Source organism: Amycolatopsis bartoniae, from assembly GCF_014191255.1.
GTDB classification, from domain to species: Bacteria; Actinomycetota; Actinomycetes; order Mycobacteriales; family Pseudonocardiaceae; genus Amycolatopsis_E; species Amycolatopsis_E bartoniae.
The window spans coordinates 267540-293610 of record NZ_JACHWH010000002.1; the positions used below are offsets into that span (position 1 = coordinate 267540).

General features: G+C 71.5%; 28 protein-coding genes. 9 read left to right on the top strand and 19 right to left on the bottom strand.

The features are described from left to right. The first annotated feature begins 87 nt into the window (after positions 1 to 87). Both FHX82_RS13070 and FHX82_RS13075 read left to right on the top strand, forming a co-directional pair. On the top strand, positions 88 to 564 hold the full coding sequence (locus FHX82_RS13070; RefSeq protein ID WP_145936770.1) for a hypothetical protein: 477 nt from the start codon (positions 88 to 90) through the stop codon (positions 562 to 564). 32 nt (positions 565 to 596) lie between these two features. Next, on the top strand, positions 597 to 1091 hold the full coding sequence (locus tag FHX82_RS13075) for a hypothetical protein (protein WP_145936769.1): 495 nt from the start codon (positions 597 to 599) through the stop codon (positions 1089 to 1091). A gap of 9 nt (positions 1092 to 1100) precedes the next feature. Here the strand turns inward: FHX82_RS13075 and FHX82_RS37680 are convergent, their stop codons facing one another. Genes FHX82_RS37680 through FHX82_RS13085 form a run of 3 tightly spaced genes read right to left on the bottom strand, consistent with a single transcriptional unit; the run spans position 1101 to position 2613 of the window. Further along, the gene (locus FHX82_RS37680) at positions 1101 to 1352 is read right to left on the bottom strand and encodes a hypothetical protein (RefSeq protein ID WP_308431610.1); all 252 of its coding nucleotides are present in this window, start codon (positions 1350 to 1352) and stop codon (positions 1101 to 1103) included. Next, positions 1325 to 1621, bottom strand: a complete 297-nt coding sequence (locus tag FHX82_RS37685) for a hypothetical protein (protein WP_308431611.1) — start codon at positions 1619 to 1621, stop codon at positions 1325 to 1327. The genes FHX82_RS37680 and FHX82_RS37685 overlap by 28 nt, the downstream gene beginning before the upstream one ends. 35 nt (positions 1622 to 1656) lie before the next feature. Next, entirely contained in the window at positions 1657 to 2613 is a 957-nt protein-coding gene (locus FHX82_RS13085) for a GlxA family transcriptional regulator (protein ID WP_145936768.1), read from the bottom strand. Positions 2614 to 2694: 81 nt separating this feature from the next. On the opposite strand from FHX82_RS13085, the gene FHX82_RS13090 reads away from it, so the two are divergent. Then, entirely contained in the window at positions 2695 to 3333 is a 639-nt protein-coding gene (locus FHX82_RS13090) for an HD domain-containing protein (protein ID WP_145936767.1), read from the top strand. On the opposite strand, the gene FHX82_RS13095 is transcribed toward FHX82_RS13090, so the two are convergent. Genes FHX82_RS13095 through FHX82_RS13105 form a run of 3 tightly spaced genes read right to left on the bottom strand, consistent with a single transcriptional unit; the run spans position 3334 to position 5425 of the window. After that, positions 3334 to 4374, bottom strand: a complete 1041-nt coding sequence (locus tag FHX82_RS13095) for an LLM class flavin-dependent oxidoreductase (protein WP_145936766.1) — start codon at positions 4372 to 4374, stop codon at positions 3334 to 3336. It abuts the gene before it with no gap. Further along, positions 4374 to 4883: an SRPBCC family protein gene (locus FHX82_RS13100; protein ID WP_145936765.1), complete on the bottom strand. Its 510-nt coding sequence runs from the start codon at positions 4881 to 4883 to the stop codon at positions 4374 to 4376. Before FHX82_RS13100 ends, FHX82_RS13095 begins: the two co-directional genes overlap by 1 nt. Before the next feature lie 32 nt (positions 4884 to 4915). After that, complete coding sequence (locus FHX82_RS13105) at positions 4916 to 5425, bottom strand: winged helix-turn-helix transcriptional regulator (protein WP_145936764.1); 510 nt, start codon at positions 5423 to 5425, stop codon at positions 4916 to 4918. A gap of 76 nt (positions 5426 to 5501) precedes the next feature. Between FHX82_RS13105 and FHX82_RS13110 the strand changes: the two genes are divergently transcribed. Next, positions 5502 to 6992: an MDR family MFS transporter gene (locus FHX82_RS13110; protein WP_145936763.1), complete on the top strand. Its 1491-nt coding sequence runs from the start codon at positions 5502 to 5504 to the stop codon at positions 6990 to 6992. Here FHX82_RS13110 and FHX82_RS13115 read toward each other — a convergent pair. Together FHX82_RS13115 and FHX82_RS13120 are read right to left on the bottom strand one after the other, a co-directional pair. After that, the gene (locus FHX82_RS13115; protein ID WP_145936762.1) at positions 6964 to 8157 is read right to left on the bottom strand and encodes a CoA transferase; all 1194 of its coding nucleotides are present in this window, start codon (positions 8155 to 8157) and stop codon (positions 6964 to 6966) included. The genes FHX82_RS13110 and FHX82_RS13115 overlap by 29 nt on opposite strands. A 263-nt stretch (positions 8158 to 8420) precedes the next feature. After that, positions 8421 to 8657, bottom strand: coding sequence for a KTSC domain-containing protein (locus tag FHX82_RS13120; RefSeq protein ID WP_145936761.1), 237 nt, complete (start codon positions 8655 to 8657; stop codon positions 8421 to 8423). Positions 8658 to 8752: 95 nt separating this feature from the next. Between FHX82_RS13120 and FHX82_RS13125 the strand changes: the two genes are divergently transcribed. Then, positions 8753 to 10183: a bifunctional phosphatase PAP2/diacylglycerol kinase family protein gene (locus tag FHX82_RS13125; protein WP_145936760.1), complete on the top strand. Its 1431-nt coding sequence runs from the start codon at positions 8753 to 8755 to the stop codon at positions 10181 to 10183. Positions 10184 to 10203: 20 nt separating this feature from the next. Here FHX82_RS13125 and FHX82_RS13130 read toward each other — a convergent pair whose 3' ends face one another. The 4 genes from FHX82_RS13130 to pruA form a co-directional block, all read right to left on the bottom strand. Beyond that, on the bottom strand, positions 10204 to 11592 hold the full coding sequence (locus tag FHX82_RS13130; RefSeq protein ID WP_145936759.1) for an OFA family MFS transporter: 1389 nt from the start codon (positions 11590 to 11592) through the stop codon (positions 10204 to 10206). 374 nt (positions 11593 to 11966) lie between these two features. Next, positions 11967 to 12995 carry an IS110 family RNA-guided transposase gene (locus FHX82_RS13135; protein WP_183176622.1) on the bottom strand — a complete coding sequence of 343 codons (1029 nt, stop codon included), beginning with the start codon at positions 12993 to 12995 and terminating at the stop codon, positions 11967 to 11969. A gap of 661 nt (positions 12996 to 13656) precedes the next feature. Then, on the bottom strand, positions 13657 to 14577 hold the full coding sequence (locus FHX82_RS13140; RefSeq protein ID WP_145937706.1) for a proline dehydrogenase family protein: 921 nt from the start codon (positions 14575 to 14577) through the stop codon (positions 13657 to 13659). Between the two features lie 13 nt (positions 14578 to 14590). Next, entirely contained in the window at positions 14591 to 16216 is a 1626-nt protein-coding gene (gene pruA / locus FHX82_RS13145) for an L-glutamate gamma-semialdehyde dehydrogenase (protein WP_145937707.1), read from the bottom strand. Positions 16217 to 16277: 61 nt separating this feature from the next. Here pruA and FHX82_RS13150 point away from each other — a divergent pair, with 61 nt between their 5' ends. Both FHX82_RS13150 and FHX82_RS13155 read left to right on the top strand, forming a co-directional pair. Further along, entirely contained in the window at positions 16278 to 17849 is a 1572-nt protein-coding gene (locus FHX82_RS13150) for a PucR family transcriptional regulator (RefSeq protein WP_145937708.1), read from the top strand. A 66-nt stretch (positions 17850 to 17915) separates the two neighbouring features. Continuing rightward, a complete protein-coding gene (locus tag FHX82_RS13155) occupies positions 17916 to 18446 on the top strand; it encodes a DUF6069 family protein (RefSeq protein WP_145937709.1) in 531 nt (176 codons plus the stop codon). 66 nt (positions 18447 to 18512) lie between these two features. Here FHX82_RS13155 and FHX82_RS13160 read toward each other — a convergent pair whose 3' ends face one another. The 3 genes from FHX82_RS13160 to FHX82_RS13170 are packed head-to-tail and all read right to left on the bottom strand — an operon-like array spanning position 18513 to position 21324. Beyond that, positions 18513 to 19703, bottom strand: a complete 1191-nt coding sequence (locus FHX82_RS13160) for a CaiB/BaiF CoA transferase family protein (protein WP_145937710.1) — start codon at positions 19701 to 19703, stop codon at positions 18513 to 18515. Further along, positions 19700 to 20482 carry an HpcH/HpaI aldolase/citrate lyase family protein gene (locus FHX82_RS13165; protein WP_183176623.1) on the bottom strand — a complete coding sequence of 261 codons (783 nt, stop codon included), beginning with the start codon at positions 20480 to 20482 and terminating at the stop codon, positions 19700 to 19702. Before FHX82_RS13165 ends, FHX82_RS13160 begins: the two co-directional genes overlap by 4 nt. Positions 20483 to 20490: 8 nt before the next feature. Further along, on the bottom strand, positions 20491 to 21324 hold the full coding sequence (locus FHX82_RS13170) for an HTD2 family dehydratase (protein WP_145937712.1): 834 nt from the start codon (positions 21322 to 21324) through the stop codon (positions 20491 to 20493). A 122-nt stretch (positions 21325 to 21446) separates the two neighbouring features. Here FHX82_RS13170 and FHX82_RS13175 point away from each other — a divergent pair, with 122 nt between their 5' ends. Continuing rightward, positions 21447 to 22184 carry a GntR family transcriptional regulator gene (locus FHX82_RS13175; RefSeq protein WP_222425987.1) on the top strand — a complete coding sequence of 246 codons (738 nt, stop codon included), beginning with the start codon at positions 21447 to 21449 and terminating at the stop codon, positions 22182 to 22184. Between the two features lie 191 nt (positions 22185 to 22375). Here the strand turns inward: FHX82_RS13175 and FHX82_RS13180 are convergent, their stop codons facing one another. Together FHX82_RS13180 and FHX82_RS13185 are read right to left on the bottom strand one after the other, a co-directional pair. Continuing rightward, a complete protein-coding gene (locus tag FHX82_RS13180; protein WP_145937713.1) occupies positions 22376 to 22654 on the bottom strand; it encodes a DUF202 domain-containing protein in 279 nt (92 codons plus the stop codon). After that, on the bottom strand, positions 22651 to 23022 hold the full coding sequence (locus tag FHX82_RS13185) for a YidH family protein (RefSeq protein ID WP_145937714.1): 372 nt from the start codon (positions 23020 to 23022) through the stop codon (positions 22651 to 22653). Before FHX82_RS13185 ends, FHX82_RS13180 begins: the two co-directional genes overlap by 4 nt. 135 nt (positions 23023 to 23157) lie before the next feature. Here FHX82_RS13185 and FHX82_RS13190 point away from each other — a divergent pair, with 135 nt between their 5' ends. Further along, positions 23158 to 23811 (top strand): cutinase family protein, encoded by a 654-nt coding sequence (locus FHX82_RS13190; protein WP_145937715.1) that lies wholly within the window; start codon positions 23158 to 23160, stop codon positions 23809 to 23811. Here FHX82_RS13190 and FHX82_RS13195 read toward each other — a convergent pair whose 3' ends face one another. After that, positions 23812 to 24843 (bottom strand): PucR family transcriptional regulator, encoded by a 1032-nt coding sequence (locus FHX82_RS13195; protein WP_145937716.1) that lies wholly within the window; start codon positions 24841 to 24843, stop codon positions 23812 to 23814. After that, entirely contained in the window at positions 24833 to 26047 is a 1215-nt protein-coding gene (locus FHX82_RS13200) for a PucR family transcriptional regulator (RefSeq protein ID WP_229880849.1), read from the bottom strand. Before FHX82_RS13200 ends, FHX82_RS13195 begins: the two co-directional genes overlap by 11 nt. Positions 26048 to 26071 lie beyond the last annotated feature (24 nt).

The window sequence follows — 26071 nt, forward strand, 5'->3', positions numbered from 1 at the left end:
ACCAGCAGGACGAACCCGCCAGGCGCGGTGAAACACTTCCCGCGCCGGGGCGATCTTCCTGAGGTGGACCTGGGGGATGGCGAGGTCGTGCTGTGGACCGGGGAGAGCCCGAGGAGCGCGGCCTGGAAGGCGTGGCTGCGGCGGCTGCTCGGCCTCGCCATCATGGCGGGACTGCTCATACTGCTTCGCTACCTGCTGGGTCAGCCCGACTACCTGCTCCAAGGTGCCATTCAGGCGGCGGCGATCTTCCTGTTCAACTCGCTGATCAATCCGTTCATGTTCAGGAACCAGCTGACGGAGGGCCGCTACACCGTCACCAACCAGCGAGTCCTCGTGGAAAATCGCGTGTACTGGTTCCGCATCCGGCGCAGCGAGCGCCTGGCGGCCCTGGCCCCGCCGCGGCTGCTGGACGACGGATCGGTGAGCTTCGGTAACCCGAGGAAGGGTGTACTGGCGGGCCACCGGCCGAACGGGCTCGTCATCTTCGAACTGACCCTGCGCGGAATTCCGGAACCTGAGCGCGTGCTCGAAATCGTGCGGGAGGCGCACCGGCAGGCACGGTGAAACACTTCCCGCGCCGGGGCGATCTTCCTGAGGTGGATCTGGGGGATGGCGAGGTCGTGCTGTGGACGGGGAAGTCGGGACCCCGGCCTCGGCGCCGGTGGCTCCTGTACGTCCTCGTACCGCTCGCGTACTACGGCATGCAACTCCTGATTTCCGTGATCCTCGACCAGGACCCCGGCTACCTGGTCCGCATCACGATCAACGCCGGTATCTGCCTCGTCGGCTTCATCCTGCTGCTGCCGCTGTTCGGCCGGCGACAGCTGAGCACCGGCCGGTACACGGTGACCGACCGGCGAATCGTCGTGGAGGGGCGGATCTCGGGTTTTCCAGTGCGGCGCAGCGAGAACCTCGCCGAGCTGCGGACTCCGGAGCTGCGCGACGGCTCGGTCGCCTTCGGGGACCGGAAGTCGGGCAAGCTCGCCGGTCACCGGCCGAACGGCAGGGTGATCGCCTCACTCGTGCTGTACCGGATTCCCGAACCTGAGCACGTGCTGGAAATCATCCGGGAGGCCCAGGCCCGCCTGTGATCAGACCGGCTAGATCACGGGTGCGACCTCGCTGCACACGATGGCACGGACGATCCGGTACCCCTCCAGCTCGTCCTCGGTGGTGACGACCTCACCGACGGGCTCGACGGACGTCTCCTCCGCCACGGGTTCCGCAGCTCCGTTCGACACGCTGACATACGCGTCGGGTGCGCCGAGGGCGTTCTTCAGCCGGTCGTTGACCTGTTCGTTGAGGAACTGCCGGGCCGCCTTGTTCACCAGCGGCACGAACTGGTCGCGCACGCGTTGGGTGAACGCGCCCGGCTTGGAGTCCATCCGGTTGGGCGCGTCGAGATCCGTGTAGAACTCGTACGTCTCGCCGTTGGTGAGGATGCGATCCGGGCGTTGGTGACCGGGAAGTACCGGAAAAGTTGCGACGCGTGCTCGATCTTCAGCGGGTCATTGATCTTCTTGACCTCGACGAGGACCTGTACCTGCCCCTCGTGGACGATCGCGTAGTCGATCTTCTCGCCCTTTTTCGTTCCGGCATCCGCGGTGAACTCCGGAATCATCGTTCATCCGCCCTGTTACGGCCGCCGGGAAATCCTCATCGCGCCGACGTCCGAAAACGTTGCTGGTACGCCTTCGGTGGGACGCCCACGTGCTGAAGGAAGGACCGCCGCAGGGATTCCGCGCTGCCGAAGCCGCTCGCGTGCACCGTGTCGGTCACCGAGACGCCCGCGTCCAGCATCGCCTTCGCCGCGTCGAAGCGGACCAGCTCCACGTACTTCGCCGGCGTCGTGCCCAGCTCCTCCTGGAACAGGCGCGTCAGGTGCCGCGCGCTCACTCCGGCCGCCGCCGCGAGCTTGGGCAGCGTGTGGTCCGCCGCGGGGTCGGCCACGACCGCGTCGCACACCTTCCGCAGCGGTGCGGCCCGCGGCGCCGGGCCCCGCAGCGACGGCGAGAACTGCGACTGGCCACCCGGCCGCTGCAGGAACACCACCAGCGACCGGGCGACGCTACGCGCCAGCTCCCCGCCGTGGTCGCGCTCCACCAGCGCCAGCGCCAGGTCGATGCCCGCGCTCACCCCGGCCGACGTGAACACCGGCCCGTCCTCGACGAAGATCGCGTCCGGCTCGACCTCGATCCGCGGGTACGCGCGGGCGAGCCGGTCCGCATGCTGCCAGTGCGTGGTCGCGCGGCGCCCGTCGAGCAGGCCCGCCGCCGCGAGGACGAACGTGCCGGTGCAGATCGACGCCGTGCGCCGCGCTCGCCCCGCCAGCGCGACCGCGGCACGCGCCAGCTCGGGATTCACCGGCCGGGCGGGAAACACGTCCCCGCCCGCGATCAACGCCGTATCGACCGGGCCCGCCGCCTCGACCTCGGCGTCCACCGGGATCCGCATCCCCGTCGACGACGACACCGCGCGCCCGCCGACGGAACACAGCACCAGCTCGTAGTCGGCACCGAACCGGTTGGCCTCGGCGAACACCTCGCTCGGCCCGGCCACGTCCAGCAGCTTGACCCCGTCGAAGACCAGGAGCGCCACGCGCCGCTTCCCCATCACCCGTCCTCCGTCCCGAACTGTGGAGTCTATGGCCGGAACCGAGCGGCCCGGCCGCGGCCGGGCTGCGAGTCTCGGGACATGACCACGGAAATCGCCGGCATCCCCGTTCCCGACTCCGCTCTCGCCACCGAGGCGACCGAGCTCGTCCGTGACGCCACGGACGACCTGCTGTACCACCACTCGCGCCGCGTGTTCCTGTTCGGCTCGCTGCAGGGGCGGCGGCTGGGCCTGCACGCCGACCCCGAACTGCTGTACGTCGGGGCGATGTTCCACGACCTGGGCCTGACGGAGAAGTACCGCGGCGAGACGCAACGTTTCGAGCTGGACGGCGCCGACGAGGCGCGGCGCTTCCTGGAGTCGCACGGCGTGCCCGAGACCTCGGTGCGGAAGGTGTGGGAGGGCATCGCGCTGCACACGACCCCGGAGGTGCCGTGGCGCCTGGAGCCCGAGGTGGCGCTCGTGACGGCCGGGGTCGAGACCGACGTGCTCGGCATCGGCCGGGACGAGCTGGCCGAGGCCGACCTCGCCGCGGTCGTGGCCGCGCACCCGAGGCCCGGCTTCAAGCGCCGCATCCTCGCCGCTTTCGCCGACGGCTTCCGCCACCGCCCGGCCAGCACCTTCGGCACCGTCAACGCGGACGTCCTCGAACACGACGACCCCGCGTTCCACCACCTCGACTTCGTGGAGGTCATCCTGGGCAACAGCTGGCCGGAGTGATCACCCCGCCTCGCGGACCAGCTCCAGCGCACGCCCCAGCACGTCCAGCTTCTCCGCGACCGTTTCCCCCGCCGGGTAGAGGCGAACCGTGTCCACCCCGGCCGCGCGCCACACGCGCAGGCGCTCGCGCACCATGTCGACCGTGCCGATGAGCGTGGTGGCGAGCACCATCTCGTCCGTCACCAGCTCCGCCGCGCCCGTGCGGTCGCCGGACTGCCAGCGCCGGCGGACCTCGGCGGCGACCTCGGCCCAGCCCTGCCTGCTGTAGGCGCTGTTGTAGTAGTTCGTGCTCGCCGAACCCATGCCGCCCAGGCTGAAGGCCAGCTCCTTCTTCCGCCCGGCCACCATTTCCCGCAGGGCGTCCTCGTCCGCGGCGAACGCGACCTCCGCGCCCTGGCACACGTCCAGCTCCGCCCGCGTCCGGCCCGCCCGCGCCAAACCCTCGTCCAGGTGCGAAAAGTACGCCTCCCCAGCGCCTTCCGGCACGAAACTGGTGCCGAGCCAGCCGTCCGCCACCTCGCCCGTCAGCCGCAGCATCGCGGGCGACAGGGCTGCCAGGTAGATCGGGATGTCGTACTCGGTGCGGGCCGACAACCGCATCGGCACACTGCCGGGCAGCGGGATCGTGAACTCCTTGCCGGCAAAGGAGATCTTGTCTCCCGTGCCCGCCCGCCGGACGATCTCGATCGTCTCCCGCGTGCGCCGCAACGGATGCGCGAACCGGACGCCGTGCAGCCCCTCGATCACCTGCGGGCCGGACGGACCGAGCCCCAGCAGGAACCGGCCTTGCGACAGCTCCGCGAGCGTGATCGCGGTCTGCGCGATGGCCACCGGCGTGCGGGTGCCGAGCTGGATGACGCCCGAGCCGAGCAGGATCCGTTCGGTGCGCGCGGCGAGAAAACCCAGCGGGGACGGTGCGTCCGAGCCCCACGCCTCCGCGACCCAGCAGATGTCCAGACCCAGCTTTTCCGCCTCCGTCACGAATTCGACGGTCTCGCGCCACGGCTGCCCCGACGCCTCGATGGTGGTCGCGGTGCGCATCAGGCGTCCTCGGCGAGCTTCTTCAACGCTGCCAGCGTGTTCGTCATCGCCTGTTCGAACTCGCGCAGCCGGACGAACACGATCTTCTGCTCCTTCTCGGGCATCCGGTCGATCGCGAACGACAACCCCGAGCGGCCCGGCCCCAGCTGCATCCACTGGGTCAGCTCCGTGCCACCTCCGGCGGGCGCGAGCGTGAACCGCCACACCGCCGACGGGTTGTCCACATCGGACACCGCCCACGCGAAGGTGCGGCAGGGCTCGTACTCGATGACGTGTGAGGTGGTCTCCCAGTCCCCGAGCGCCTCGTGCGAGCTGCGGCCGACGAACCGGGCGCCGACGGCCGGGCCCGCGGCGCCGTCCAGCCACTCGACCTCCCGCAGCTCCGAGCTGAGCGACGGCATCAGGCCCACGTCGGTGACCAGCGCCCACACGCGCTCCGGCGGCGCCGCGATCCGCGTGCGCACCTCGACCGTCGGCCTGTCCGCGTACCGTGCGCCCGTCCACTCCATGCCAGGAGAGTTGCGTAGATGAACCCAGCTTGTCAAGCAGGGTCCTGGGTGGCGAACCTGCGCTGGACGTCCGGCCGCTCCGCCAGCTTCGGCGGATAACCGGGCCCCATCCGCATCCGCGTCGCCTCCGCCGTCAGCGGCTCACCGCACTGCGCGCACACGACCTCGGCGGACGTGTCGTGCCCGCACTCCTCGTGGTGCAGCGTGACCGGCGGCCCCGCCTCCGCGGCGAGCCACTTGTCGCCCCAGGCCGACATCGCGGCGAGCACGCCGAAGAAGTCCCGGCCCTTCTCGGTGAGCACGTAGTCGTAACGCACCGGATCGCGCTGGTAGGCGCGTTTCTCCAGCAGCCCCTCGGCCACGAGCCGGCGCAGGCGGTCGGTGAGCGTGTTGCGCGCGATGCCCAGCTCCCGCTGGAAGTCGTCGAAGCGCGCGATGCCGTAGAAGCACTCGCGCAGCACCAGCGGGGTCCACCAGTCGCCAAGCAGGTCCATGGTGCGGGCGATCGAGCAGGGCCAGCGCGAAAAGGAGGTACGCCTCATGTTCGCAGGGTAGCGGCGGCGCGGGAATGGTTCGCTGTTCCCGGGAGTTGTCCCGAACCGGCGAAAGGGGTCGAGAATGGCGGGTGTCGGACTGCGTTCGGAGCGGGGACCGGTCCTCGTGGCGATCATGCTGAGCACCGGGCTGGTGGCGCTCGATTCGACGATCATCGCGACCGCGGTGCCGTCGGTGGTCCGCGACCTCGGCGGGTTCTCGCAGTTCCCGTGGCTGTTCTCGGTGTACCTGCTGACGCAGGCGGTGACCGTGCCGCTGTACGGCAAGTTCGCCGACTCGCTCGGGCGGCGGCCGGTGCTGTTCTTCGGGATTGGCGTGTTCCTGCTCGGCTCGGTGCTGTGCGGGGCGGCGTGGAGCATGCCCGCGCTGATCGTCGCGCGGGCGGTGCAGGGCATCGGGGCGGGCGCGGTGCAGCCGATCAGCATGACGGTGGTCGGCGACCTGTACACACTCGAAGAGCGGGCACGCGTGCAGGGCTACGTCGCCAGCGTGTGGGGTATCGCGTCGGTGCTCGGGCCGACGCTGGGCGGATTGTTCGCCGAGTACCTGTCGTGGCGGCTGATCTTCTTCATCAACCTGCCGCTGGGCGCGATCGCGGTGTGGATGCTGGTGCGGCACTTCGCGGAGTCGGTCGAGCGGCGCGAGCACCGGGTCGACTACGCCGGGGCCGTGACGCTGACCGGCGGGTTCTCGCTGCTCATCCTCGGGTTGCTGGAGGGCGGCGTGGCGTGGCCGTGGCTGTCGGTGCAGACGCTGGTGGTCTTCGCGCTGGGTCTGGTGCTGCTGGGAGCGTTCCCAGTCGTGGAGCGGCGGGCCGGGGAACCGGTGCTGCCGCTGTGGGTGTTCGGGCGGCGGGTGCTGGCGGGCAGCAGCCTGATCGCGTTCGTGGTGGGGGCGCTGCTGATCGGGCTGAGCTCGTTCCTGCCGACGTACGCGCAGGGGGTGCTGGGCACGGGACCGGTGGTGGCGGGGTTCGCGCTCGCGGCGCTGACCGTGGGCTGGCCGCTCGCGGCGTCCGTGGCGGGGCGGATCTACCTGCGGATCGGGTTCCGGGACACGGCGTTGATCGGAATCGTGTTCGTGATCGCGGGAGCGGTCCTGACGGCGACACTGCTGCGTGAGGGCACGTCGGTGTGGGTCGCGGCGGGGTCCGCGTTCGTGCTCGGGATCGGGCTGGGGCTGTGCGCGAGCCCGACGTTGGTGGCGGCGCAGTCGACGGTCGGCTGGGCGCAGCGGGGCGTGGTGACGGGGACGAACATGTTCAGCCGTTCGCTGGGCAGCGCGGTCGGGGCGGCGGTGTTCGGCGCGGTCGCGAACGCGACGCTGGCCTCGCGGTTCGCGCACCCGCCCGCCGGGGTGGCGGAGGAGCTGCCGCGCAACGCCGACGCGACGAGCCTCGTGCTCGGCGGTGCGCCGGAGCGCGCGGACGTCGCGGCCTACGTACGCACGTCCCTCCAGGCGGCGACGCACCACGTGTTCCTCGGACTGGCGGTGCTGAGCGTGCTCGGGGTGGGCGCACTGCTGCTCATGCCCCGGCGGGTGGAGGCGCGGTAGGCGCGGCCAGCCCCAGCTCCCGGGCCACGCGTGCCGTGTCCGCGCCCGGTGCCGGGGCGCGTCCCGCCGGGCGGCGGGCCACCGGGGGCGCCGGAGCGGGGCACGGGCCCGGTTCGAGCGCGCCGTCGAGGGCCGCGGCGGCCGCGGCTCGCAGGGACAGCTCCGCGAACCACCGCCCGCCGCCGAGGCGGCAGGCCAACGCGGTCAGCGCGGCGTGCACCCCGGCCAGCGGCTCGGCGATCGCGTCCCCGCACGGGGCGGGCACGCCGGCTTCGGCGTCGAAGGCCACGAGACCCGCCTCGGCGGCCGCCGCGTCACCCGAGCCCTGGCCGATCCGCACCCAGCACGCGGCTTCACCGCGGGGCCGCCCCGAATCGTCGAGCACGACGTCCGCCCGCGCGAGCAACCGCGTCAACTGCTCGCCTCGCAGCGCGACGGACTCCTGACCGGCGTGCAGCAGGTCGCGGAACTCGCCCGGTTCCGCGCTGCTCTCCACCCTGATCACCCGCGCGCCGACGAGCGTGAGCAGGTGCCCGCACAGCGCGCCCGCCCAGCCCGTCGACAGGTCCACGACCAGGGTGGGCGCCAGCCGCAGACGCCGTGGCGGCACGGCGGGCAGGTGGTCCACCCGCGAGGCACGACGCTCATGTCCATTGAGGACGATGGGCCAGCCCGGCTTACCCGGTTTCACCGAGGGAGCCACGAAAGTGCCGTCCGCCGAGACCGGTGCTCGCCGCGAGAACCCCGCGATCGCGGCCCGTTCCGCGAGCACCCGCGGCCCTGGCAGCAGCACGTCCCGGCCGCCGAGGCGCGCCAGCAGCTCGGTCGCGAGCAGCGCACCCCACGCCACGCTCGCCGGTCGGCCGGGACACCGCAACGGCGGCCCGTCCGCGCGCCCGGTGAGCAGCATCGCCCCCGAGGAGGCCCAGTCCTCCGCCGCCGTGGTGTCGACCGTACGCACCACCACGCCGTCCACAATGGACGGCACGCTGCCGGTGGCGTCGATGATCCCGTCGACCTCGCGCCACCCCTGGTCGCCGCAGTCCGTCACGGCCCCCAGCGAGGCGAGCAGCCGGCCGGCGTAGCGCACCGCCGGCCCCGTGCCGCACACGGCGACGCGAAGCCCGCACAGCGGACCTGCGACCTCCGCGACCCAGCCGGTCATAGGGGTCGATTCTGCGCCAACCCGGGCACGTCCGCCGCGCCGTCCCGCCATCGGGTGGCCGGGCCACTGTGGACCACTACGGGGCGCGACACGCCGCGGTACTCGGCACGCATCGAGCCTCGCGCCGACCTGGAGCACGGGGCCGCGCCTGGCGTGTGCTCCTTCGTGCTCGTTCAAGTGAGTGGCGTCAGCGGCTGCCGCGAGACTCGCACCGCACCCACCGAACAGGGCCGTGACGCGTGGCGGCAGATCGTCGACCGCCCTCACGTGAGCCGTTCGAACTCGTAGCCGTACTGGATGTGTTCGTTGAAGTAGCGACCCTTGCTCTCCGCGGCCATGAACTCCGCGTACACGGCATTGTCGACGTCTTCGTACCGGTACACGTGCTCGTTGTGGAACTCCACGTCCAGGATGCGGCGGGCCGGGTCGTAGCCCACCGTCTTGATCACCGACGACGTCACCGGCCAGCGGATGACCCGGGCCCGGCGTCGGTGCTTCATGCTCCTGAGTGTCCCCCACAAGTAGGAGGACCCGCAGCGTTCCGCCGGACGGCCGAATGGATCACCACCCCGGGAGATTCCGTAGGCTGCACGCCATGTGGCGACGACTGCCCGCGGCCGACCGCTGGGTTCTCCGGCACCTCGGTGCGACCGACACGAGGGCACTGAGCGTGCTCCCGCCCCTGGGCCGGGCGGCGAACTACGGCCGGCTGTGGTGGGGCGTCAGCGCCGCCCTCGCCGCGACCGGCAACCGCCGCGCGCGGCGGGCCGCGTTGCGCGGCCTGATCTCGCTCGGGGCCGCCAGCTTCGCCGCGAACGTGGTCAGCAAGCAGGTCGTGCGCCGGCCGCGGCCGCCCATCGAGCTCACGCCCGTGGCGCGACGGCTGGCCCGGATACCGGTCACCACGTCGTTCCCGTCGGGCCATTCGGCGTCCGCGGCCGCGTTCGCCGCCGGGGTTGCGATCGAGTCGCCGCTGCTCGCGGTGCCGGTCGGGCTGCTCGCGGCGGGCGTCGGCGCCTCCCGCGTGGTGACGGGCGTGCACTACCCCACCGACGTCCTCGCCGGGTTCGCGCTCGGGCTCGGCGCGGGCGCGCTCACCACGTGGTGGTGGCCCGCGACGCCGGCCGGCCCCGCGGAAGCCGCCCCCGTCGCCGCGCCCGCCGCGCCGAACGGCGAAGGCGTGGTCGTCGTGGTGAACTCGCACGCGGGCAGCACCGGCAACGGCCTGCTGGACCTGCTGCGCGAACAGCTGCCCGAGGCGGAGATCGTGCAGCCCGAGGACGGCGAGGACCTGGTCGAGGTCCTCGAAGCCGCCGCCCGGCGCTGCCGGATCCTCGGCATCGCGGGCGGTGACGGTTCGATCAACGTCGCCGCGAAGACGGCCGCCGACCACGGGATTCCGCTGTTCGCGCTCCCCGGGGGCACGCTGAACCACTTCGCCCGCGACCTCGGCCTCGACGACCCGCACGAGGCGATTTCGGCGCTGCAGGCGGGTGCGGCGAGCCAGGTGGACCTCGGCTGTGTCGACGAACGCGGTTTCGTGAACACGTGCAGCACCGGGCTCTACACGGATCTCGTGCGCTACCGGGAGAAGTGGGAGCGGCGGCTGGGCAAGTGGCCCGCGATGCTCGTCGGCCTGGTGCACGTGCTGCGCCGCGCCCAGCCGCAGGACCTGGTCGTCGACGGACGGCCACGGCGGGTGTGGATGGTGTTCGCGGGCAACGGCCGGTACCTGCCGGTCGGCTTCGCGCCCACGAGCCGCCCCCGTCTCGACGACGGCCTGCTCGACATCCGGATCATGGACGCCGCACGCCCGCTCGCGCGCACCCGCATCGCGCTGTCCGTGCTGCTGGGAACGTTGCGCTGGTCCGGCCCGTACGAGGGCACGACGGCCCAGGAGCTGAAGCTCAGCGCGCCGGACGGGTTGCTGTACCTGACGCTCGACGGCGAGTTCACGCGCGTCGACCCCGAGGTGACGATCACCAAACGCCCGCGGGCGCTGACGGTCTACCGTCCGCGGCGGTAGACCGTCAGCGCCACCCCCCGTCAGTTTCCCGCGATGGCGGTGCCACCCACTTCCGCCGCCGCCTCCGTGCTGTGGGTGCGGCCGCGGCCGGGCTGGCGGAGGAACAGGCTCAGTAGCGCGGCGAGCAGCGCGGCACCGCCTGCGAGCAGGTACGCGCCGGTGTAGCCCCAGGCCACGATCACTCCCGCGGCGACACCACCGCCGCCGATCCCGCCGACGAGCTTGGAGCTGTAGACGATGCCGTAGTTCGTCGCGTTGTGGTTCTCGCCGAAGTAGTCGGGAACCAGCGTGGCGAACAGCGGGTAGAACGCGCCGCTGCCGAAGCCGGTGAGGAACGCGGCGACCATGAACAGCCACAGGTTGCGCGTGTTTCCCGCGTACAGCACGCCGAACTGCGCGACCGCCGCGATCAGCAGCACGATCGTCAGCGTCTGCCGCCGCCCGATCTGGTCGGAGACCCAGCCGACGAGCGCGCGGCCGGTACCGTTCACGATGGAGAGCACGCCCGCCGCAGACGCCACCACGAACGGCCCGAAGCCGCTCTGCTTGGCGAACGGCACCTCGAAGTTGATGCCGAACAGCGAAACCATGCCGATGACCACCATGGTTCCCCACATCAGCGGCAACATCCCGCTGCGGATGGCCTCCATCGGCGAGAACTGCCGGACGGCGGGCGGGTTCTTGACGAGACTGCGCACCGCCGTGGCGCGCCCGCGCGCGGCCCACCGAAGCGGGTCGATCGACTCGGGCCACCAGTTCTTGGGCGGGTCGCGGAAGAAGTATCCGCACACCAGCACCACGATCAGCATGTAGACGCCCAGGACGTCGAGGATGAAGGAGTAGTTTCCGGGCGTCATGACGTAGGAAAAGACGTAGATGATCGGAACGACCCCGTAGGCGAAAGCGCCGTTCACGAAACCCACGCGAGCGCCACGTTTTTCCGGATACCATTTGCCGACCATGTTGATGCAGGTCGCGTAGACCAGCCCGGCGCCCGTGCCGCCGAGGACCGAGTACCCGACGAAGCCGACGGCCAGGTTGCCCACGTGCGCGAGCGTGAACCAGCTGACGCCGCAACAGATCGCACCCGTGATCATGGCCGCACGGGCGGAGACGACGCCTTTTTCACGCAACCGCCCGGCCGGAAACGCCACGCCCGCCTGGAAAACGGCCCAGATGCTGGCCAGCCAGAACGCGTCCGTCAGCGTCCAGCCGTACCGTTCTTCGAGCGTCTCCTCCACGGCTCCCCAGCCATACTCGAAGGAGCTGACCGCGAACATCGCCACCCAGGGCAACCACATCATCCACACCCGGGACCGCCCGAGCAGCTGATGCGACGTCTCGCCGACGCGGTACACCCGCCCGTTCTCGTCGGTGATTTCGCTGTAACTTGCGGGGCTTGGTTCCATTGAGAGCCTCTTTCGACGCTGAAGCCGGCATCCCTTCCAGTCCCGCCCGGACAGCATTCAGTGCGCCCCGCGCGCCGACCGGCACTGCGATCCTGGACACTGTAGGCTGTATACCGTATGTGGGCGGTCCTACATGCATACGCCCTAGAACGAGCGCTGTCTAGATGGCCAAGGTAGGGATTCAGCAGCGACGGAGATCTTCAGAACCGAAGAATCACCCGGCAAGGAGGGCGTGGACGACGAACTGCCACCCGGCGACGAAAACAGCCCGGCACACGCCCAGGCCTCCCCCGTCCCCGATCCCCAGCTGCATTAGCGGTTGGCTCACCGGGTCAAGGGTCGCGCAGCGATCGCGAAGCGACGCCGAGAAGCTTCTATGTCAAGTGGTGGTGGTCGGTTTGTAGTGCGTGGTAGATGACGTTGGTGAGGTGGCGTTTGAGGGCGCGGATGGCGGCTTTTTTGGTGGCGTGGGGGTGTTGCTGGGTCCAGCGGTCTCGGAATTGCTGGGCGGGTGGGTGGTGGATGAGCTGGATGAGGGCGATGCGGTGCAGGCAGGTGTTGAGTTGCCGGTTCCCGCCGCGGTTGAGCCGGTATTGGGGTGTGTTGGAGGACCAGACCGGGATGGGTGCGGTGCCGGTGTGCATGGCGAACGCGGCGGGGCTGCGGAAACGGGTGATGTCGGCGACTTCCCCGATCAGTTTGGCCGCGGCGAGGACGTTGATTCCCACGATCGCCATCAGGGTGGGTACGATCGGGGTGACCAGCTCGCTCAGGCGTCGCTCGAGTATCAGGATCTGCTCGGTCAGCCGGGTGATGTCGGCCAGCAGGTCCAAGGCGATGTCGCGGCGGACACTGGCGGGCAGGGCCGCAACCATCCCGGTGAGGGCGTGCTGGCGGCGGCGCCCGGTCAGTGTCCGCGTCCCCTCGTCCAGCCCGGGTGCCAGGTCATGCAGGTGCCAGCGCAGCCGGCAGATCGCGGCGGTGCGGGCCGCCACCACCGTCTCCCGCCGGTCGATCAGCAACCGCAGGTCCAACGCGACCTGATCCAACCTCGCCGCAGGCAAACGCGGTTCACGCAGCGCGGCCCGGGCGATCGCGAGCGCGTCGATCGGGTCGGACTTGCCCCGGGTGCGGGCACTGGCCCGGCACGCGACCATCAGCTTGGGCGGTACCCACACCACCGCCGACCCCATCCCGATCAGCGTGCGCACCAGACGACCCGCCACCGCACGCCCGTCTTCCACCGCCCACCGCCGCTGCCCGAACCGCCCGGCCCACACCCACAACCGCAACACCCCGGCCTCGTCAGCCGCCACCGTCACCTGACCGAGCTTGCGACCCACCTCGTCCACCGCGACCGCGGTATGGGTGTGCTTGTGCGGATCAATCCCAATGACCACCATGGTTCTCGCGTGTCCTTCCACTCCAGGGCAGGCATGCACCCCGGGCCAGGCTGGACGGACACACCTCAGTCGAGTTGATGGATGGCGTCTCGTCCACGCTTCTATCAAGTCACGCCCAGCCGGCCCGGGACCCCGGCCACGCTGGACAATTCTTCGCCAAGCCAACCACCAACACGCAGGTGACAGCGCCCTTGAGAGTCACCACGCAACCGAGGACCAGACCCTAACCGCCACACGACGGCACCAACACCCCACCACTGAGGCGCCCTTGACGCGGCGAGCCAACCGTTAAACGATCAAGGGAAAGGAGCGGGGGTGGCCGGGCGGAACGAGGGCGCCCAGCGCCCGGTCAAGTTCTTGCCCTACCGGACCACGCGGGCTTTTGCGCGCGTCAAGCGCATAGGCGCGGCTTCAAAGATCAAAAGATGCCTCGCCGGCGGGCAGGCTCCAGGATGAACCAGGAAAAGCCCTCCACCTCACCTCGGGTGGGTGGTCGAGTTGAGTGGTCATCCCGTCGCCTGCGGTTTGTGCATATCACTTTGACCCAGGCCCGCAAGCTTGGCATGTCAGGTCACGCGAGCACGAGGGTTGCGGGCCTGGCTCAAAGTGATGCCCCGGTTTCAGGCGACGGGATGACCACCCAACTCTCGGGGTTGGTGCCTTACCCCCTCCTCACCAGTGCCTGCAGGAAGAACCCCACGTTCGCCGGGCGCTCTCCCAGCCTCCGCATGAAGTACGGGTACCACTCCGTGCCGTACGGCACGTACACGCGCATCCGCAGGCCGCGGGCGGCCAGTTCGTCCTGTACCTGGGGCCGCACCCCGTACAACATCTGGAACTCGTACGAGTCCCGTTTCCTGCCCGCTGCCAGGTGTTCCGCTATCTCGATCAGCCGCGTGTCGTGTGTGGCGACCATGGGGTAACCGTCCCCGTTCATCAGCACCCGCAGGCACCGCACGTACGAAGCGTCCACTTCGGACCGATCACGATAGGCCACCGAAGCGGGCTCGTCGTACGCGCCTTTGCACAGCCGGATCCGGGAACCCGCGCCGGCGAAGTCCGCGCAGTCCGCCTCCGTCCGCTTGAGGTACGCCTGCAGCACCGTGCCCGTGCCGGGGAAGTCCGCCCGCAACGCCCGGACGATGGACAGCGTCGAGTCCGTCGTCGTGTGGTCCTCCATGTCCACCGTGACCGTGGTGCCCGCCGCGGCGGCGGCCTCGCAGATCCGGCGCGTGTTCTCCAGTGCGATCTTGTCCCCGTCCACCGGCAGGGCCTGCCCGAGCGCCGACAGCTTCACCGACACCTCGGCCCGCTCGCCCAGCCCCTCCCTGGCCAGGCGAGCGAGCACGGTGCGGTACGCCTCGACGGTCTGCTCCGCCTGCGCGCGGTCGAGCGTGTCCTCTCCGAGGTGGTCCAGTGTCACCATCCTGTCCACGGCCAGCTGGGAAGCGACCCGGAGCGCGGAGTCCACATCGGACCCCGCCACGAAACGGTCGACGATCGGGCGCAGCAACGGAGTGCGCTCGACGGCCGTGCGGCATCCGGCCGAACGGGAAGCCGCGATCAACGCGGAGCGGAGCATGCCGGTCCCCTTTCTACTGCTGGTGCGGGTAACCCGAGGAGACCGGCGGCTGCAGGTTCTCCTTGATGGCGCGCGGGCTCACCCACCGCTGGAGGTTGTAGATCGAGCCGGCCTTGTCGTTCGTGCCCGACGCACGCGAACCGCCGAACGGCTGCTGGCCCACGACCGCGCCCGTCGGCTTGTCGTTGACGTAGAAGTTGCCCGCCGCGAAGCGCAGCGCCTCGCTCGCCTGCCGGATGGCGTGCCGGTCCGTCGCCACCACCGAGCCCGTCAGCCCGTACGGCGCGCCCTGGTCGACCTTGCGCAGCACCTGCTCGTACTCGCCGTCCTCGTACACGTGCACGGCGAGCAGCGGGCCGAAGAACTCCGTCGTGAAGATGTCGTTCGTCGGGTCCTCGCCCACGAACACCGTGGGCCGCACGAAGAACCCCTCCGAGTCGTCCGCGGTGCCGCCGATCAGAACGTCCACATCGGACGCCGCGCGCGCCTTCCGCAGCACCCCGGACAGCTTGTCGAACGACCGGCGGTCGATCACCGCGCCGAGGAAGTTGCGGAAGTCCGTCACGTCGCCCATAGTCAGCGAGTCCACTTCGGACGCCAGGTCGTCCTTCAGCCGCGCCCACACCGAACGCGGCACGAACGCCCGCGACGCGGCCGAGCACTTCTGGCCCTGGTACTCGAAGGCGCCCCGCACGAGGGCGGTGCGCAGCACGTCGACATCGGCCGAGGCGTGCGCCACCACGAAGTCCTTGCCGCCGGTCTCCCCCACCAGCCGCGGATACGTCCGGTAGTTCGCGATGTTCGCGCCCACCGTCGACCACAGGTGCTGGAAGGTCTTCGTCGAGCCGGTGAAGTGGATCCCGGCGAGCGCCGGGTCCGCCAGCACGACGTCGGACACCGCGAGCCCGTCGCCCGGCAGCAGGTTGATCACGCCCGGCGGCAGACCCGCCTCTTCCAGCAGCCGCATCGTCAGGTGCGCGGCGAGCGTTTGCGTGGGCGACGGCTTCCAGATGACCGTGTTGCCCATCAACGCGGGCGCGGTCGGCAGGTTCCCCGCGATGGCGGTGAAGTTGAACGGCGTGACCGCGTAGACGAACCCTTCGAGCGGCCGGTAGTCGAGCCGGTTCCACGTGCCCGCGCCGCTGCGCGGCTGCTCGGCGTGGATCTGCCGCGCGAAGTGCACGTTGAAGCGCCAGAAGTCGGCGAGCTCGCACGCCGAGTCGATCTCCGCCTGCACGACGGTCTTCGACTGGCCGAGCATCGTGGCCGCGTTCAGCGTGTCGCGCCACGGGCCGGACAGCAGGTCGGCCGCGCGCAGCAGGACCGCGGCCCGTTCGTCGAACGGCAGCGTCCGCCAGCTCTCGGCGGCCCGCAGCGCGGCGGCGACGGCGGCCTTCGCGTCCTCGTGCGTCGAGTTGTGCATGGTGCCGAGCACGTGCGCGTGGTTGTGCGGCTGCACGACGTCGATCGGCGCGCCACCGCCCATCCGCTGTTCGCCGTCGATGGTGGCAGTGAGCTCGAAGCGCCGGCCGGCGAGCTCGGTCAGCTTCGCGGTCAGGCTCTCCCGTTCCGGGGAGCCGGGTGCGTAGTCGCGCGCCGGTTCGTTGCGCGGCGCGGGCGGAGAGGTGATCGCGTCCATGGCCGAAGAGTAGGCCGCGAACCCTGTCGACAGGGTTGGCCGATCGGCTACCTTTCGGGGTATGTCATTGTCCGATCGCACCAACCCCGGAACATCTTTGAGACAGCTGCTGCTCGCCGTCGGGGAGCCGCTCCTCGAACCCGTCGCGGGCAGCCTCGACGCCCGGGTCCGCGGCGTGGGCATCTTCGATCCGGACGACGACCTGGGGAGTTACCCCGGCGAGGTGGTCCTGGTCGTGGGTGCGCGCGGGCGCGAGGCCGTGCGGTCGGTGCGTGCCGCGGCACGGGCGGGAGCCGTGGCCGCGGTGGTCAAGCCGGACAGCAGGCTCGACGACGTGCGCGCGGCCGCCGAGGACAGCGGGATCGCCCTGTTGACGGTCGGTCCGAACATGCGCTGGGACCAGCTGCAGACGCTGCTGCGCGAGGTGCTGGACGCGGCTGCCGCGGCGACCTCCGACACCGACGGCGGGGACCTGTTCGCCCTGGCGCAAACGGTTGCGGTGCTCACCGGGGGCAGCGTGACGATCGAGGACGCCGGCAACCGCGTGCTCGCCTACTCCCGCTCCGACGACGAGATCGACGAGCTGCGGCGGCTGTCGATCCTCGGCTGGGAAGGCCCCGAACAGTACCTTTCGCTGCTGCGCGAGTGGGGCGTGTACCAGCGGCTGCGGTCGAGCGAGGAGGTCGTGCGGGTCGAGGAGCGGCCGGAGCTGGGCATCCGGCGGCGGCTGGCGGTCGGCATCCGCGCGGGCACCCAGCACCTCGGCACGATCTGGGTGCAGGAGGGCGCGCAACCGTTCGCCGAGCGCGCGGAAAGCGCTCTCCTGGGCGCGGCCCGGCTCGCCGCGGTGCGGCTGCTCCGGCGCCGCTCCCCCAGCGTCCGGCCGCGGGAGGACCTCGTCGCCGGGCTGCTCGAAGGGCGGATCAGCGCGGATCTCGTGGCGGGCCAGCTCGGGCTGGACCCGGCGGCGCCCGCGGTGGTCCTCGCGGTGGCGCCGCGCGAGGTCGAGCGTGACCGGCCCGCGCACGAGCTGCACCAGCTGGAGGCCACGAACATCGTGTCGGTGCACGCCACGTCCTTCCGCCGCACTGCCCTCGTCGGCACGCTCGGCTCGCGGGTGTACGCGGTGTTGCCCGAGGTGCGGACGTCCCCGGTCCCCCTCGGCCGGCAGGTCGTCGCGGCGCTGCACCGCGCGGGGCTGCGGGCGCAGGCCGGTCTCGGCTCGGCGGTGCCGACGCTCGCGGAGGTCGTGACGTCACGGTCCGAGGCCGACCGCGTGCTGGATGCGATGGCCCGCACCCCCGACCGTGACCTGGCCACGATCGCGGACCTGCGCGGGGAGATCCTGCTCGACGAGACGCTCACGTTGATCGAGGCGAACCCTCAGCTGCGCGACCCGGCGGTCGCTGCGCTGGTGGCGCACGACGCCGACCACGGCACCGAGCTGGTGCCGTCCCTGCTGGCGTACCTCGACGCCCTCGGCGACGTGCGGGCGGCGGCCAACGGGCTGCACATCCACCCGAACACGCTGCGGCACCGGATCCGGCGTGCGGTGGCGGTCGGCGGGCTGCACCTCGACGACCCCCGTGAGCGGCTGTTCTGCCACCTCCAGCTGCTGCTCGTGACCCGGTAGCGGGGTTTGTGCCGCGGGGGCGACGGGTAGCCGTTGAACTCCGGTACCCCTGGGAGGGAAGACGAGATGAGCGACTACAGCCAGCAGGTCCGGCCCGATCCGGCGAGGCTGTGGGCGGGGGGCGTCGCGACGGCGCTCGTCGCGGCGCTGGTGGCGATCGTCGGCATCCTGATCGCGCGCGGCCTCTTCGACGTCGCGATCCTCGCGCCCAAGGGCTCGGGCCTGTGGGGCAACGCGAACACCGCCACATACGCGATCGTCTCGGCGGTCGTCGCGCTGGCCGCCACGGGTCTGATGCACCTGCTGTCGGTGGCGACCCCGAAGCCGACCACGTTCTTCGGCTGGATCATGGTGCTGCTGACGTTGATCGCCGTGGTGCTGCCGCTGAGTCTTTCGGTGAGCTACGAGACCAAGATCGCGACCGCGCTGCTCAACCTCGTGATCGGGCTCGTGGTCACGCTGCTGGTGATCAACCTGGCTGGGAGCGCTCTCAAGCGGGCGAACCAGCTGACCACCGCGGCGCGAGCCCGGGACTACGACGAGACACGGCAGTACGACCAGACCCGCCAGTACGACCAGGGCCCGCACTACTACTGACGCTTGCCCGCCCGAAGGCCGCCGCTTCACGGCGGCTTTCCGGCCGTGAGCAGCCCGAGCCGCGCCTCACTCCGGCACGAACACCACGCCCCGCTCGGCCAGGTCCGCCACCGCCGCGGGGTCGCGGCCCAGCTCCGCCAGCACAGCCGCCGTGTGCTGGCCGTGGGCGGGGACCGCGCCCATCCTCGCCTCGACGTCCGCGAAGGTCGCCGGAGGCAGCACGGCTCGGATCGGGCCCACCGGGGTGTCGACGGAGCGCCAGCGGTCGCGTTCGGACAGTTGCGGATGCTCGATCAGTTCCCGCACCGTGTTGACCCGCGCCGAGGCGATGCCCGCCGCGTCCAGGCGGGCCACCAGGTCCTCCGTCACGAAACCCTTCGTGGCCGCCGCGACCGTCGCGTCCACCTCGCTCCGGTTCCGCACCCTCGCCGCGTTCGTCGCGTACTCCGGGTCCTCCGCCAGCTCCGGACGGCCCAGCACCTCCGTCACCAGCGACCGCCAGCCGCGGTCGTTCTGGATGCCGATCAGCACCTCACCGTCCGCCGTCGGGTACGCGTCGTACGGCGCGATCACCGGATGGCTCAGGCCGGTCCGCGGCGGCTGTTCCCCGGTGTACGCGGCGAGATAAAGCGGATGACCCATCCACTCCGCCACCGCGTCGAGCATCGCCACTTCGATGTGCGCCCCTTCGCCGGTGCGCCCGCGCCGCAGCAACGCCGCGAGCACACCTGAGTACGCGTACATCCCCGCCCCGATGTCGGCCGTCGGGATGCCCGTCTTCGCGGGCGCGTCGGGCGTGCCGGTGATCGACACCAGCCCGCCTTCACTCTGTACCAGCAGGTCGTACGCCTTGCGGTCGCGGTACGGGCCCGACGAGCCGTAGCCCGACAGGTCGACCACGACCAGCTCCGGCCGCTGCGCCCGCAACTCCGCAGCGGACAACCCCAGCCGCGCCGCCGCGCCCGGCGCGAGGTTCTGCACGAACACGTCGGCCCGCCCGATCAGCTCCCGCAGCAGCGCCAGGCCCTCGCCGGTCTTGACGTCGAGCGCCACCGATTCCTTGCCGCGGTTGAGCCATACGAAGTGCGAACCCATGCCGCGCACCGAAGTGTCGTACGCCCGCGCGAAATCCCCGCCGTCGACCCGTTCGATCTTCAGCACCCGCGCGCCCTGGTCGGCCAGCTGCCGCGTCGCGAACGGAGCGGCCACCGCCTGTTCGAGGCTGACGACGGTGAACCCCTCCAGCGGCAGCGTCACGAGTCCGCCAGCGCCAGCAGCCGCCGGGCCCGCTCCAGCACCGGGCGGTCCACCATCTGACCGTCCACAGCGGACACCGAATCGCCGGCCTTGAGCACCCGCCGCGCCCAGGCCAGCTCCTCCTCCGTCGGCGCGAACCCCGCGCGCACGGCGGCCACCTGCTTCGGGTGGATGCACAGCTTCCCGCCGAACCCGAGCCGCCGCGCGTGCCGGATGTCGGCCGCCAGCACGGTTTCGTCCCCGAGGTCGGTCGTCACACCGTCGACGGGCGGCGCGATCCCGTTGGCGGTGCTGGCCAGCACGAGCCGCGAACGCGCGTAGCCGAGCGCGACCTCGTCGTTGTGCCGCACGCCCAGCTGGGTCGCCAAGTCGACACTGCCGAACGCCACGCGTGCGACGTTCTTCACCGCGCACAACGCGACGGCCGCCTCGACCCCCGCCGCCGTCTCGATGATCGGCACCTGCGGCACGTCGATCCCGCTCAGCACCGCCGGGTCCTCCGCCTTGGGCAGCACCACCGGGCAGCCGTGCTTGGCGACCAGTTCCAGGTCCGCCTCGAACTCACGCGTGCCGGCGCCGTTGATGCGCACCAGCGCCTCGCCACCCCGCGCGAGCCACTCGTCGACGTGTGCCCTGGCGGCGTCCTTGTCCGCGTCCGCGACGGCGTCCTCCAGGTCGAGGATCACCGCGTCGGCGCCCGCGGCGACCGCCTTGTCGAACCGGTCCGGCCGGTCCCCCGGCACGAACAGCAACGCCCTGGCGGCGGTCAACTGTGCCATGTGGACAGTCACGCGAAGCTCACCTCCGCCGTGGCGGCGCGGTCCTCCCGCGCGGTCGCGATGCGCAGGCTCGCCCCGCCCGGCGCCGGATCACCCAGCGCCCGCAGGTGCTCCCCGGCGAAGACGGGACGGCGCAGGCGGTAGGACAGCGACCGGACGGGCCGGTCACGCACCAGCTCCAGCATCAGCAACGCCAGCAGCGGACCGTGCACGACGAGCCCGGGATAGCCCTCGACCTCGCGCACATACGGCTCGTCGTAGTGGATGCGGTGGGTGTTGGCGGTCAGCGCGCTGATGCGGAACAGCAGCCGCGAGTCGGGCCGCAACGCCCGCTGCCACGGCGCGTCCGACGGCGGCGTCTCGTCCGTGCTGTACGCGGACACCCCGCGGCGCCGCTCGTCCTCACCCGACCGGTAGACGATGTCCTGCTCCTCGACCACGCACAGCCGCGAGCCCTGGCTGATCTCGTGCCGGACCGTCACGAACACCATCTCGCCGGTGCGGCCCTCCTTGACCGCGACCTCGCCGAGCGTGCTGACGCGCTCGGCGCGCGTGCCGGGCATGAGCGGGGCGTGCACCTCCAGCCTGCCCCCGGCGAACATGCGGCGGCGGTCCGGGATCGGCGGCAGGAAGTGCCCGCGCAGCGGATGCCCGTCCTCGCCCAGCTCCGACTCCGGCGGCCACTCCAGGAAGTACAGCCAGTGCCACAGCGGCGGGAGCGCCCCCTCGGCGGGCGGCTGGTCGAACACCGCGGAGAGCGCCGCGACCGGGCCGGGCGGCAGCTCGTCGGACGTGCTGACCGGACCCGGGCGCCAGCCCGCCACGTGCTCGCCCAGGTCCATGCCACTCCTTCGTTTCGGCCGTACAAAGCTCGGGTCAGTGTGTGCCGCGGGCGCGTCGCTCGTCAACAACCCCAGCAAGGCGCCCATTGACCGGGAGCCGGATATGGCCGTACAAAGAACCGGTGCGCACCTCCGACAGCGCCTACGCCCGGCTCGCCCGCGAGCTGCGCGACGCGATCCTGCGACGCGAGTTCCCCGACGGCGTGCGCCTGCCGACCGAGGCCGAGCTCGCCGGTTCGCACGGGGTGAGCAGGCAGACCGTGCGCCGCGCGTTCCAGGACCTGGTCGCAGAGGGCATGGTGTACCGGGTGCCGGGGCGCGGCACGTTCGCGGCGCCCGCCGAGGAGCAGTACCTGCGGCAGTTCGGGTCGATCGAGGACCTGATGGGCCTGTCGATCGACACCGAGATGCGCCTGGTCACGCCGCTGCGGCGGCAGATCGACGTCGACGCGGCCGGACGGCTCCGGCTGCACTCCGACCGGGTGGGCGTGCTCGCGTTCCTGCGGGTGCACGAAGCGGTCCCGTTCTGCCTGACGAACGTGTTCGTGCCGCCCGAGGTCGGCGGGCTGCTGGAGTCGTGTCCCGAGGTCACCGAGCCGGGCGCCCGCAGCCGGGCGACCGTCATCGGCCTGCTCGAAGGGCGCCTGTCCGACCCGATCACCGAGGCCGAGCAGAGCGTCACCGTGGGCTTCGCGACCGAGGAAACCGCTGCTCACCTGGGCTGCGAGCCGGGCCGCGCGCTGCTGCGGATCGACCGGCTGTACCTGTCGTCGGCCGGGCGCCCGGTGCAGCTCGCGATCAGCCACTTCCTGCCGGAGCACTACTCCTACCGCGTCCGCCTGCAGCGTCAACCCGCCTAGGAACTGTTCGGAAAGCAGCTTGACGGCCGGTGCGGGTAGCGGAACCTGAGGCGGCCTCTCACTCCGGGATCGCCTCCTCATGACCGCCAGGTCACCACGGAGGCGCTGTCCTCGCGAGAAGCCACCTCAGAACCCGCAGCGGTGCGAGCTGACGGCCCACAGCAAGCGGCTCCGCCGCTTCAAAACACAACCTAACGGGCCAGCACCGACGCCAGCGTGCACAACCCGCATGCGAGCACCGCCGCCGTCACCAGGCGCAGCCGGAGGCGGGGTGCGGGCACGGCCCGCGCCGCGGCTGCCGACAGCAGCACCACGACCGCCGCGCACGCGCCGCCCGCGAGTTCCAGCGCCGAGCCGCTCGTGATGCCGCTGCGCAGCAACAACACGGCGACCACCGCCGCGGACAGGCCGGTCCGCTGCCACGCCAGCGCGGTGCGCTCGGGCTGCAGCCCGCGGTCACGTGAGGTCATCGGGGGTGCGTCAGCACGAGCACCAGCACCACGACCCCGGCCAGCGCGGCCGCCCAGCCCACCACGAACGGCAGCCACGTCATCGGCAACGGGCGGCCGTTGCGCATCGCGCGCTGCACCCGCGCCCACCGCCGGTAGGAGAACGCCGCCAGCACCGTGCCGACCAGCGCGAGCAGCGCGGCGAGCCCGGCGTGCAGGCCGGGAACCGGGAACGCGGGCACGAACTGGGCGAGCGCGATCGCCCCGGCCAGCAGCGCGAGGGCGGTCCGCAACCAGGCCAGGAACGTGCGCTCGTTCGCGAGGGTGAACCGGTAGTCGGGCTCCTCCCCTTCCTCGTACCAGTGCGGGCGGCGCGGTGGTGCGGACATGATCCGCACGGTAGCCGCCTTCGCGGTCCGCTGACAAAACGAGCGCCGCGATTTGTCATCCCGCCATTCTTGCCGCCCCTTTTCGGCGCGGGTACTTTCCGGGCACAAGGTTCGTTTTCCCGGAAGGAAGAAACCGTGCCCCGAAGATTTGTGCGCACCCTGGTGATCGGCGCCGTCGCGGCTGCCGTTTCCGGAGGGATCGCGGTCGCGACCACCACCGTCTCGAACGCCGCCGGCTGCCCCGACGTGGACGTGTCGTTCGCCCGCGGCACCGGCGAGCCCGCCGGGCTCGGCATCACCGGTACGCCGTTCACCCGCGCCTTGACAGCCGATTTACCAGGAAAAACAGTCTCGACGTTCGCCGTGGACTACCCGGCGGACGTGGCGCAGGCCGGTGACGGCCTCGGCGCCACCAACCTGTCCGAGCACGTCGAGGACGTCGCCGCGAAGTGCCCGGAAACGCAGTTCGTGCTCGGCGGGTATTCGCAGGGCGCGAGTGTCGTCGACATCGCTCTCGGAATTCGCACCGCGCTCGGCAGTGGTGGCACCATTCCGCCCGCACTGGCCCCGCGCGTGGCCGCGGTTGCCGTTTTCGGAAATCCCCTGCGCCTTTTCCGCCAGAGCATTCCCGACGCGAGCCAGCTGTACGGCGACAAGGCGATCGACCTGTGCAACACCGGTGACCCGGTGTGCGGCAACGGTGTCAACATCGCCGCCCACCTCACCTACGGCACCGACGGCGGCGCGACGCGCGCGGCCCGGTTCGCGGCCGACCGGGTGGGTTCCTGATCACTCGGCGAGGTCGGACAGGCCGCGCTCGCGCACCACGGCGGCCAGTGGCGGCACCCCGTCCTGGCCGGCGTAGAGCGCGGCCAGCCCGCGCAGCGCCAGTTCGAGGTCGAGCCGGAAGCCGGGGTCGTCGAGGTCCGCGCCAAACAGCCTTTGCAGCTCCTTCATGCGGTAGCGCACGGTCTGCGGGTGCAGGCCGAGCATCTCGGCGACCTCGGCGAGGTTGCCGCGGGCGTGCAGCCACGCGAGCAAAGTCGCCCAGGCCCGCGCCCGTTTCTTCGGCTCCAGGTCCTTGAGCGGCGCGAGCCTGCGGTCGCCCAGTTGCCGCACCAGCCCGCGGTTGCGCAGCAGCAGGATCGCGCGCAGGTGGTCCTCGGCGAACACGACCGGCGCCTCGGCGATGAAGCGGGACCCGATGAGCTGGCGGATCTCCAGCGCCTGCTCCAGCGAGCGGGGTGCCGCGCCGGGCGGCACGGCCGGGCCGACGATCGCCCGGCGGCCGCGGAAGCAGCTCGTCCAGTCCCGGCCGCGCGGCTCGGGCACGAGCACGCGCGGCACGGGATGCGCCGGATCGGCCAGTGCGCCCTCCGGCAGCTCGGCGGGCGGGCCGTCGAGCACCACCACGCACACGCTGTCCGGCAGGCGCCAGCCCAGCTGCCTCGCAGTACCGGCCGCGGCCCGCCGCTCGACCTCCCGGTCCGAGAGCAGCTGGCCGAGCAGGCGCCGGGCGCGGGCGGTGGTTTCGGTGATCTCCTCGTCCATCGCCAGCACCGCGTCACCCAGCTGCCACACCGTTTCGCGCGGCAGCCCGGTGCCGCTCACCCGCAGCTGCCGCCACAGGGTCCGCAGCACGAGCCGGGCCGCGGTGGCGTGCCGGGCGTAGAACTCCCGTCGCGTCGCGGTCCAGTCGAACCCGTCCGGGCCCGCGGCGAGCAGGTCGGCGAGCACCTGCTCGGCCACCCCGCACGGCGCCTCCCGTCCGACGGCGGTCAGCACCTCCTGGCGGAGGTTCGCCAGGAGGTCAGCGCTCATGCGGGCTGAGCAGGTCGAGCGCCCGCAGTGCCGCCTCGATCTCGAACCGGGCCGTCGGGTCGTGCAGGTCGGGGCCGAACGCGTCCTCGATCTGGCGCATCCGGTACCGCACCGTGCGGGGATGCACGTGCAGCACGTTCGCCGTCTCCTGCACGTTGCCCTGCGCCTGCAGCCAGGCGAACAACGTGCCCGCCAACCGTGTGCGCTGCTTGGGTGGGAACGTGTTCAGCGGGGCCAGCCGCCGTTTGGTGACCTGTTTGAGCAGCGCGGAGTCGCTGAGCAGCCACAACGTCGACCAGTGGTCCGCGCACACCGTCACCGGCGCGTCGGGCAGCACGCCCTCGCCGACCAGGCGCAGGGCCTGACGGGCCCAGCGCAGCGACGACGCGGCCTCGCCCAGCGGCACCGTCGGCCCGACGGCCAGGTGCGCGCCGTGCACCGCGGCGGACAGCCGCTGCAGCCCCTCGCTCGTCACGGGCGCGGGCAGCAGCAGGCACGGCTCCGGTTCCCGCAGGTCAGCGAGCACGTCCGGGCCCAGCGCGGGGTCCGCGGCCCCGTTCGCCTCGACGTCGACGGCCACCAGCGCACACTGCTCGGGCACGGTCCAGCCGGCGCTGCGCGCCAGGTCGGCGATCCCCGAGCGGGAGACCGGCGGCCGCTTGAGGATCGTCTGCAACAGCCGCCGCCGCAACGCGCGCCCGGCGTCCTGTGTCTGCACCCCCACCTCGCGGTGCCCTTTGGCCGACAACGCCGCCAGCTCGTCGAGGAACACGAACAGCCGGTCGGCCAGCCACGACACGTCCACCGCGGGCAGCGCCCGCTGCCGCTCGATCCGCGCCACGCGCCGCCACGCCACCCGGCCGCCGATGCGCAACGCCGCGTGCAGCTGGTCCAGCGACCTGCCCGCGTGCCCTTCCGCGCGGCCGATGTCCCGGAACCGGCGGTCGGCGTCCGTGCGGGCCAGGTGCGGGTACTCGACCAGGTCGACGAACAGCTTGACCGCGTACTGCACCCGGTCGCGCAGCACGGTTCCGTGCACCTCCTCCAGCGGGCGCCCGTACTCCGGGACCGCACGCCGGATCTCGCGGGCGATCTCGTCGACCAGCCCGGGGAGTTCGGGGCGCAGCAACGCGGCCAGCCGGCGTCTTCGTTCCTCGCCCACCGCCGGGCGACCACCTTCCACGACAACCCTTTCCGCGTACATCACGTCTCCTCGCACGTATCCGCG

Coding starts and splice junctions, on each gene's coding strand:
- FHX82_RS13125 (WP_145936760.1), top strand. CDS start 8,753: ATGTGGCGACGACTGCCCGCGGCCGACCGCTGGGTTCTCCGGCACCTC.
- FHX82_RS13200 (WP_229880849.1), bottom strand. CDS start 26,047: ATGTACGCGGAAAGGGTTGTCGTGGAAGGTGGTCGCCCGGCGGTGGGC.
- FHX82_RS13100 (WP_145936765.1), bottom strand. CDS start 4,883: ATGGAGTGGACGGGCGCACGGTACGCGGACAGGCCGACGGTCGAGGTG.
- FHX82_RS13150 (WP_145937708.1), top strand. CDS start 16,278: ATGTCATTGTCCGATCGCACCAACCCCGGAACATCTTTGAGACAGCTG.
- FHX82_RS13095 (WP_145936766.1), bottom strand. CDS start 4,374: ATGCGCACCGCGACCACCATCGAGGCGTCGGGGCAGCCGTGGCGCGAG.
- FHX82_RS13170 (WP_145937712.1), bottom strand. CDS start 21,324: ATGGACCTGGGCGAGCACGTGGCGGGCTGGCGCCCGGGTCCGGTCAGC.
- FHX82_RS13130 (WP_145936759.1), bottom strand. CDS start 11,592: ATGGAACCAAGCCCCGCAAGTTACAGCGAAATCACCGACGAGAACGGG.
- FHX82_RS13090 (WP_145936767.1), top strand. CDS start 2,695: ATGACCACGGAAATCGCCGGCATCCCCGTTCCCGACTCCGCTCTCGCC.
- FHX82_RS13185 (WP_145937714.1), bottom strand. CDS start 23,022: ATGTCCGCACCACCGCGCCGCCCGCACTGGTACGAGGAAGGGGAGGAG.
- pruA (WP_145937707.1), bottom strand. CDS start 16,216: ATGGACGCGATCACCTCTCCGCCCGCGCCGCGCAACGAACCGGCGCGC.
- FHX82_RS13135 (WP_183176622.1), bottom strand. CDS start 12,995: ATGGTGGTCATTGGGATTGATCCGCACAAGCACACCCATACCGCGGTC.
- FHX82_RS13110 (WP_145936763.1), top strand. CDS start 5,502: ATGGCGGGTGTCGGACTGCGTTCGGAGCGGGGACCGGTCCTCGTGGCG.
- FHX82_RS13120 (WP_145936761.1), bottom strand. CDS start 8,657: ATGAAGCACCGACGCCGGGCCCGGGTCATCCGCTGGCCGGTGACGTCG.
- FHX82_RS13180 (WP_145937713.1), bottom strand. CDS start 22,654: ATGACCTCACGTGACCGCGGGCTGCAGCCCGAGCGCACCGCGCTGGCG.
- FHX82_RS37685 (WP_308431611.1), bottom strand. CDS start 1,621: ATGATTCCGGAGTTCACCGCGGATGCCGGAACGAAAAAGGGCGAGAAG.
- FHX82_RS13115 (WP_145936762.1), bottom strand. CDS start 8,157: ATGACCGGCTGGGTCGCGGAGGTCGCAGGTCCGCTGTGCGGGCTTCGC.
- FHX82_RS13195 (WP_145937716.1), bottom strand. CDS start 24,843: ATGAGCGCTGACCTCCTGGCGAACCTCCGCCAGGAGGTGCTGACCGCC.
- FHX82_RS13105 (WP_145936764.1), bottom strand. CDS start 5,425: ATGAGGCGTACCTCCTTTTCGCGCTGGCCCTGCTCGATCGCCCGCACC.
- FHX82_RS13165 (WP_183176623.1), bottom strand. CDS start 20,482: ATGGCACAGTTGACCGCCGCCAGGGCGTTGCTGTTCGTGCCGGGGGAC.
- FHX82_RS13140 (WP_145937706.1), bottom strand. CDS start 14,577: ATGCTCCGCTCCGCGTTGATCGCGGCTTCCCGTTCGGCCGGATGCCGC.
- FHX82_RS13085 (WP_145936768.1), bottom strand. CDS start 2,613: ATGGGGAAGCGGCGCGTGGCGCTCCTGGTCTTCGACGGGGTCAAGCTG.
- FHX82_RS13155 (WP_145937709.1), top strand. CDS start 17,916: ATGAGCGACTACAGCCAGCAGGTCCGGCCCGATCCGGCGAGGCTGTGG.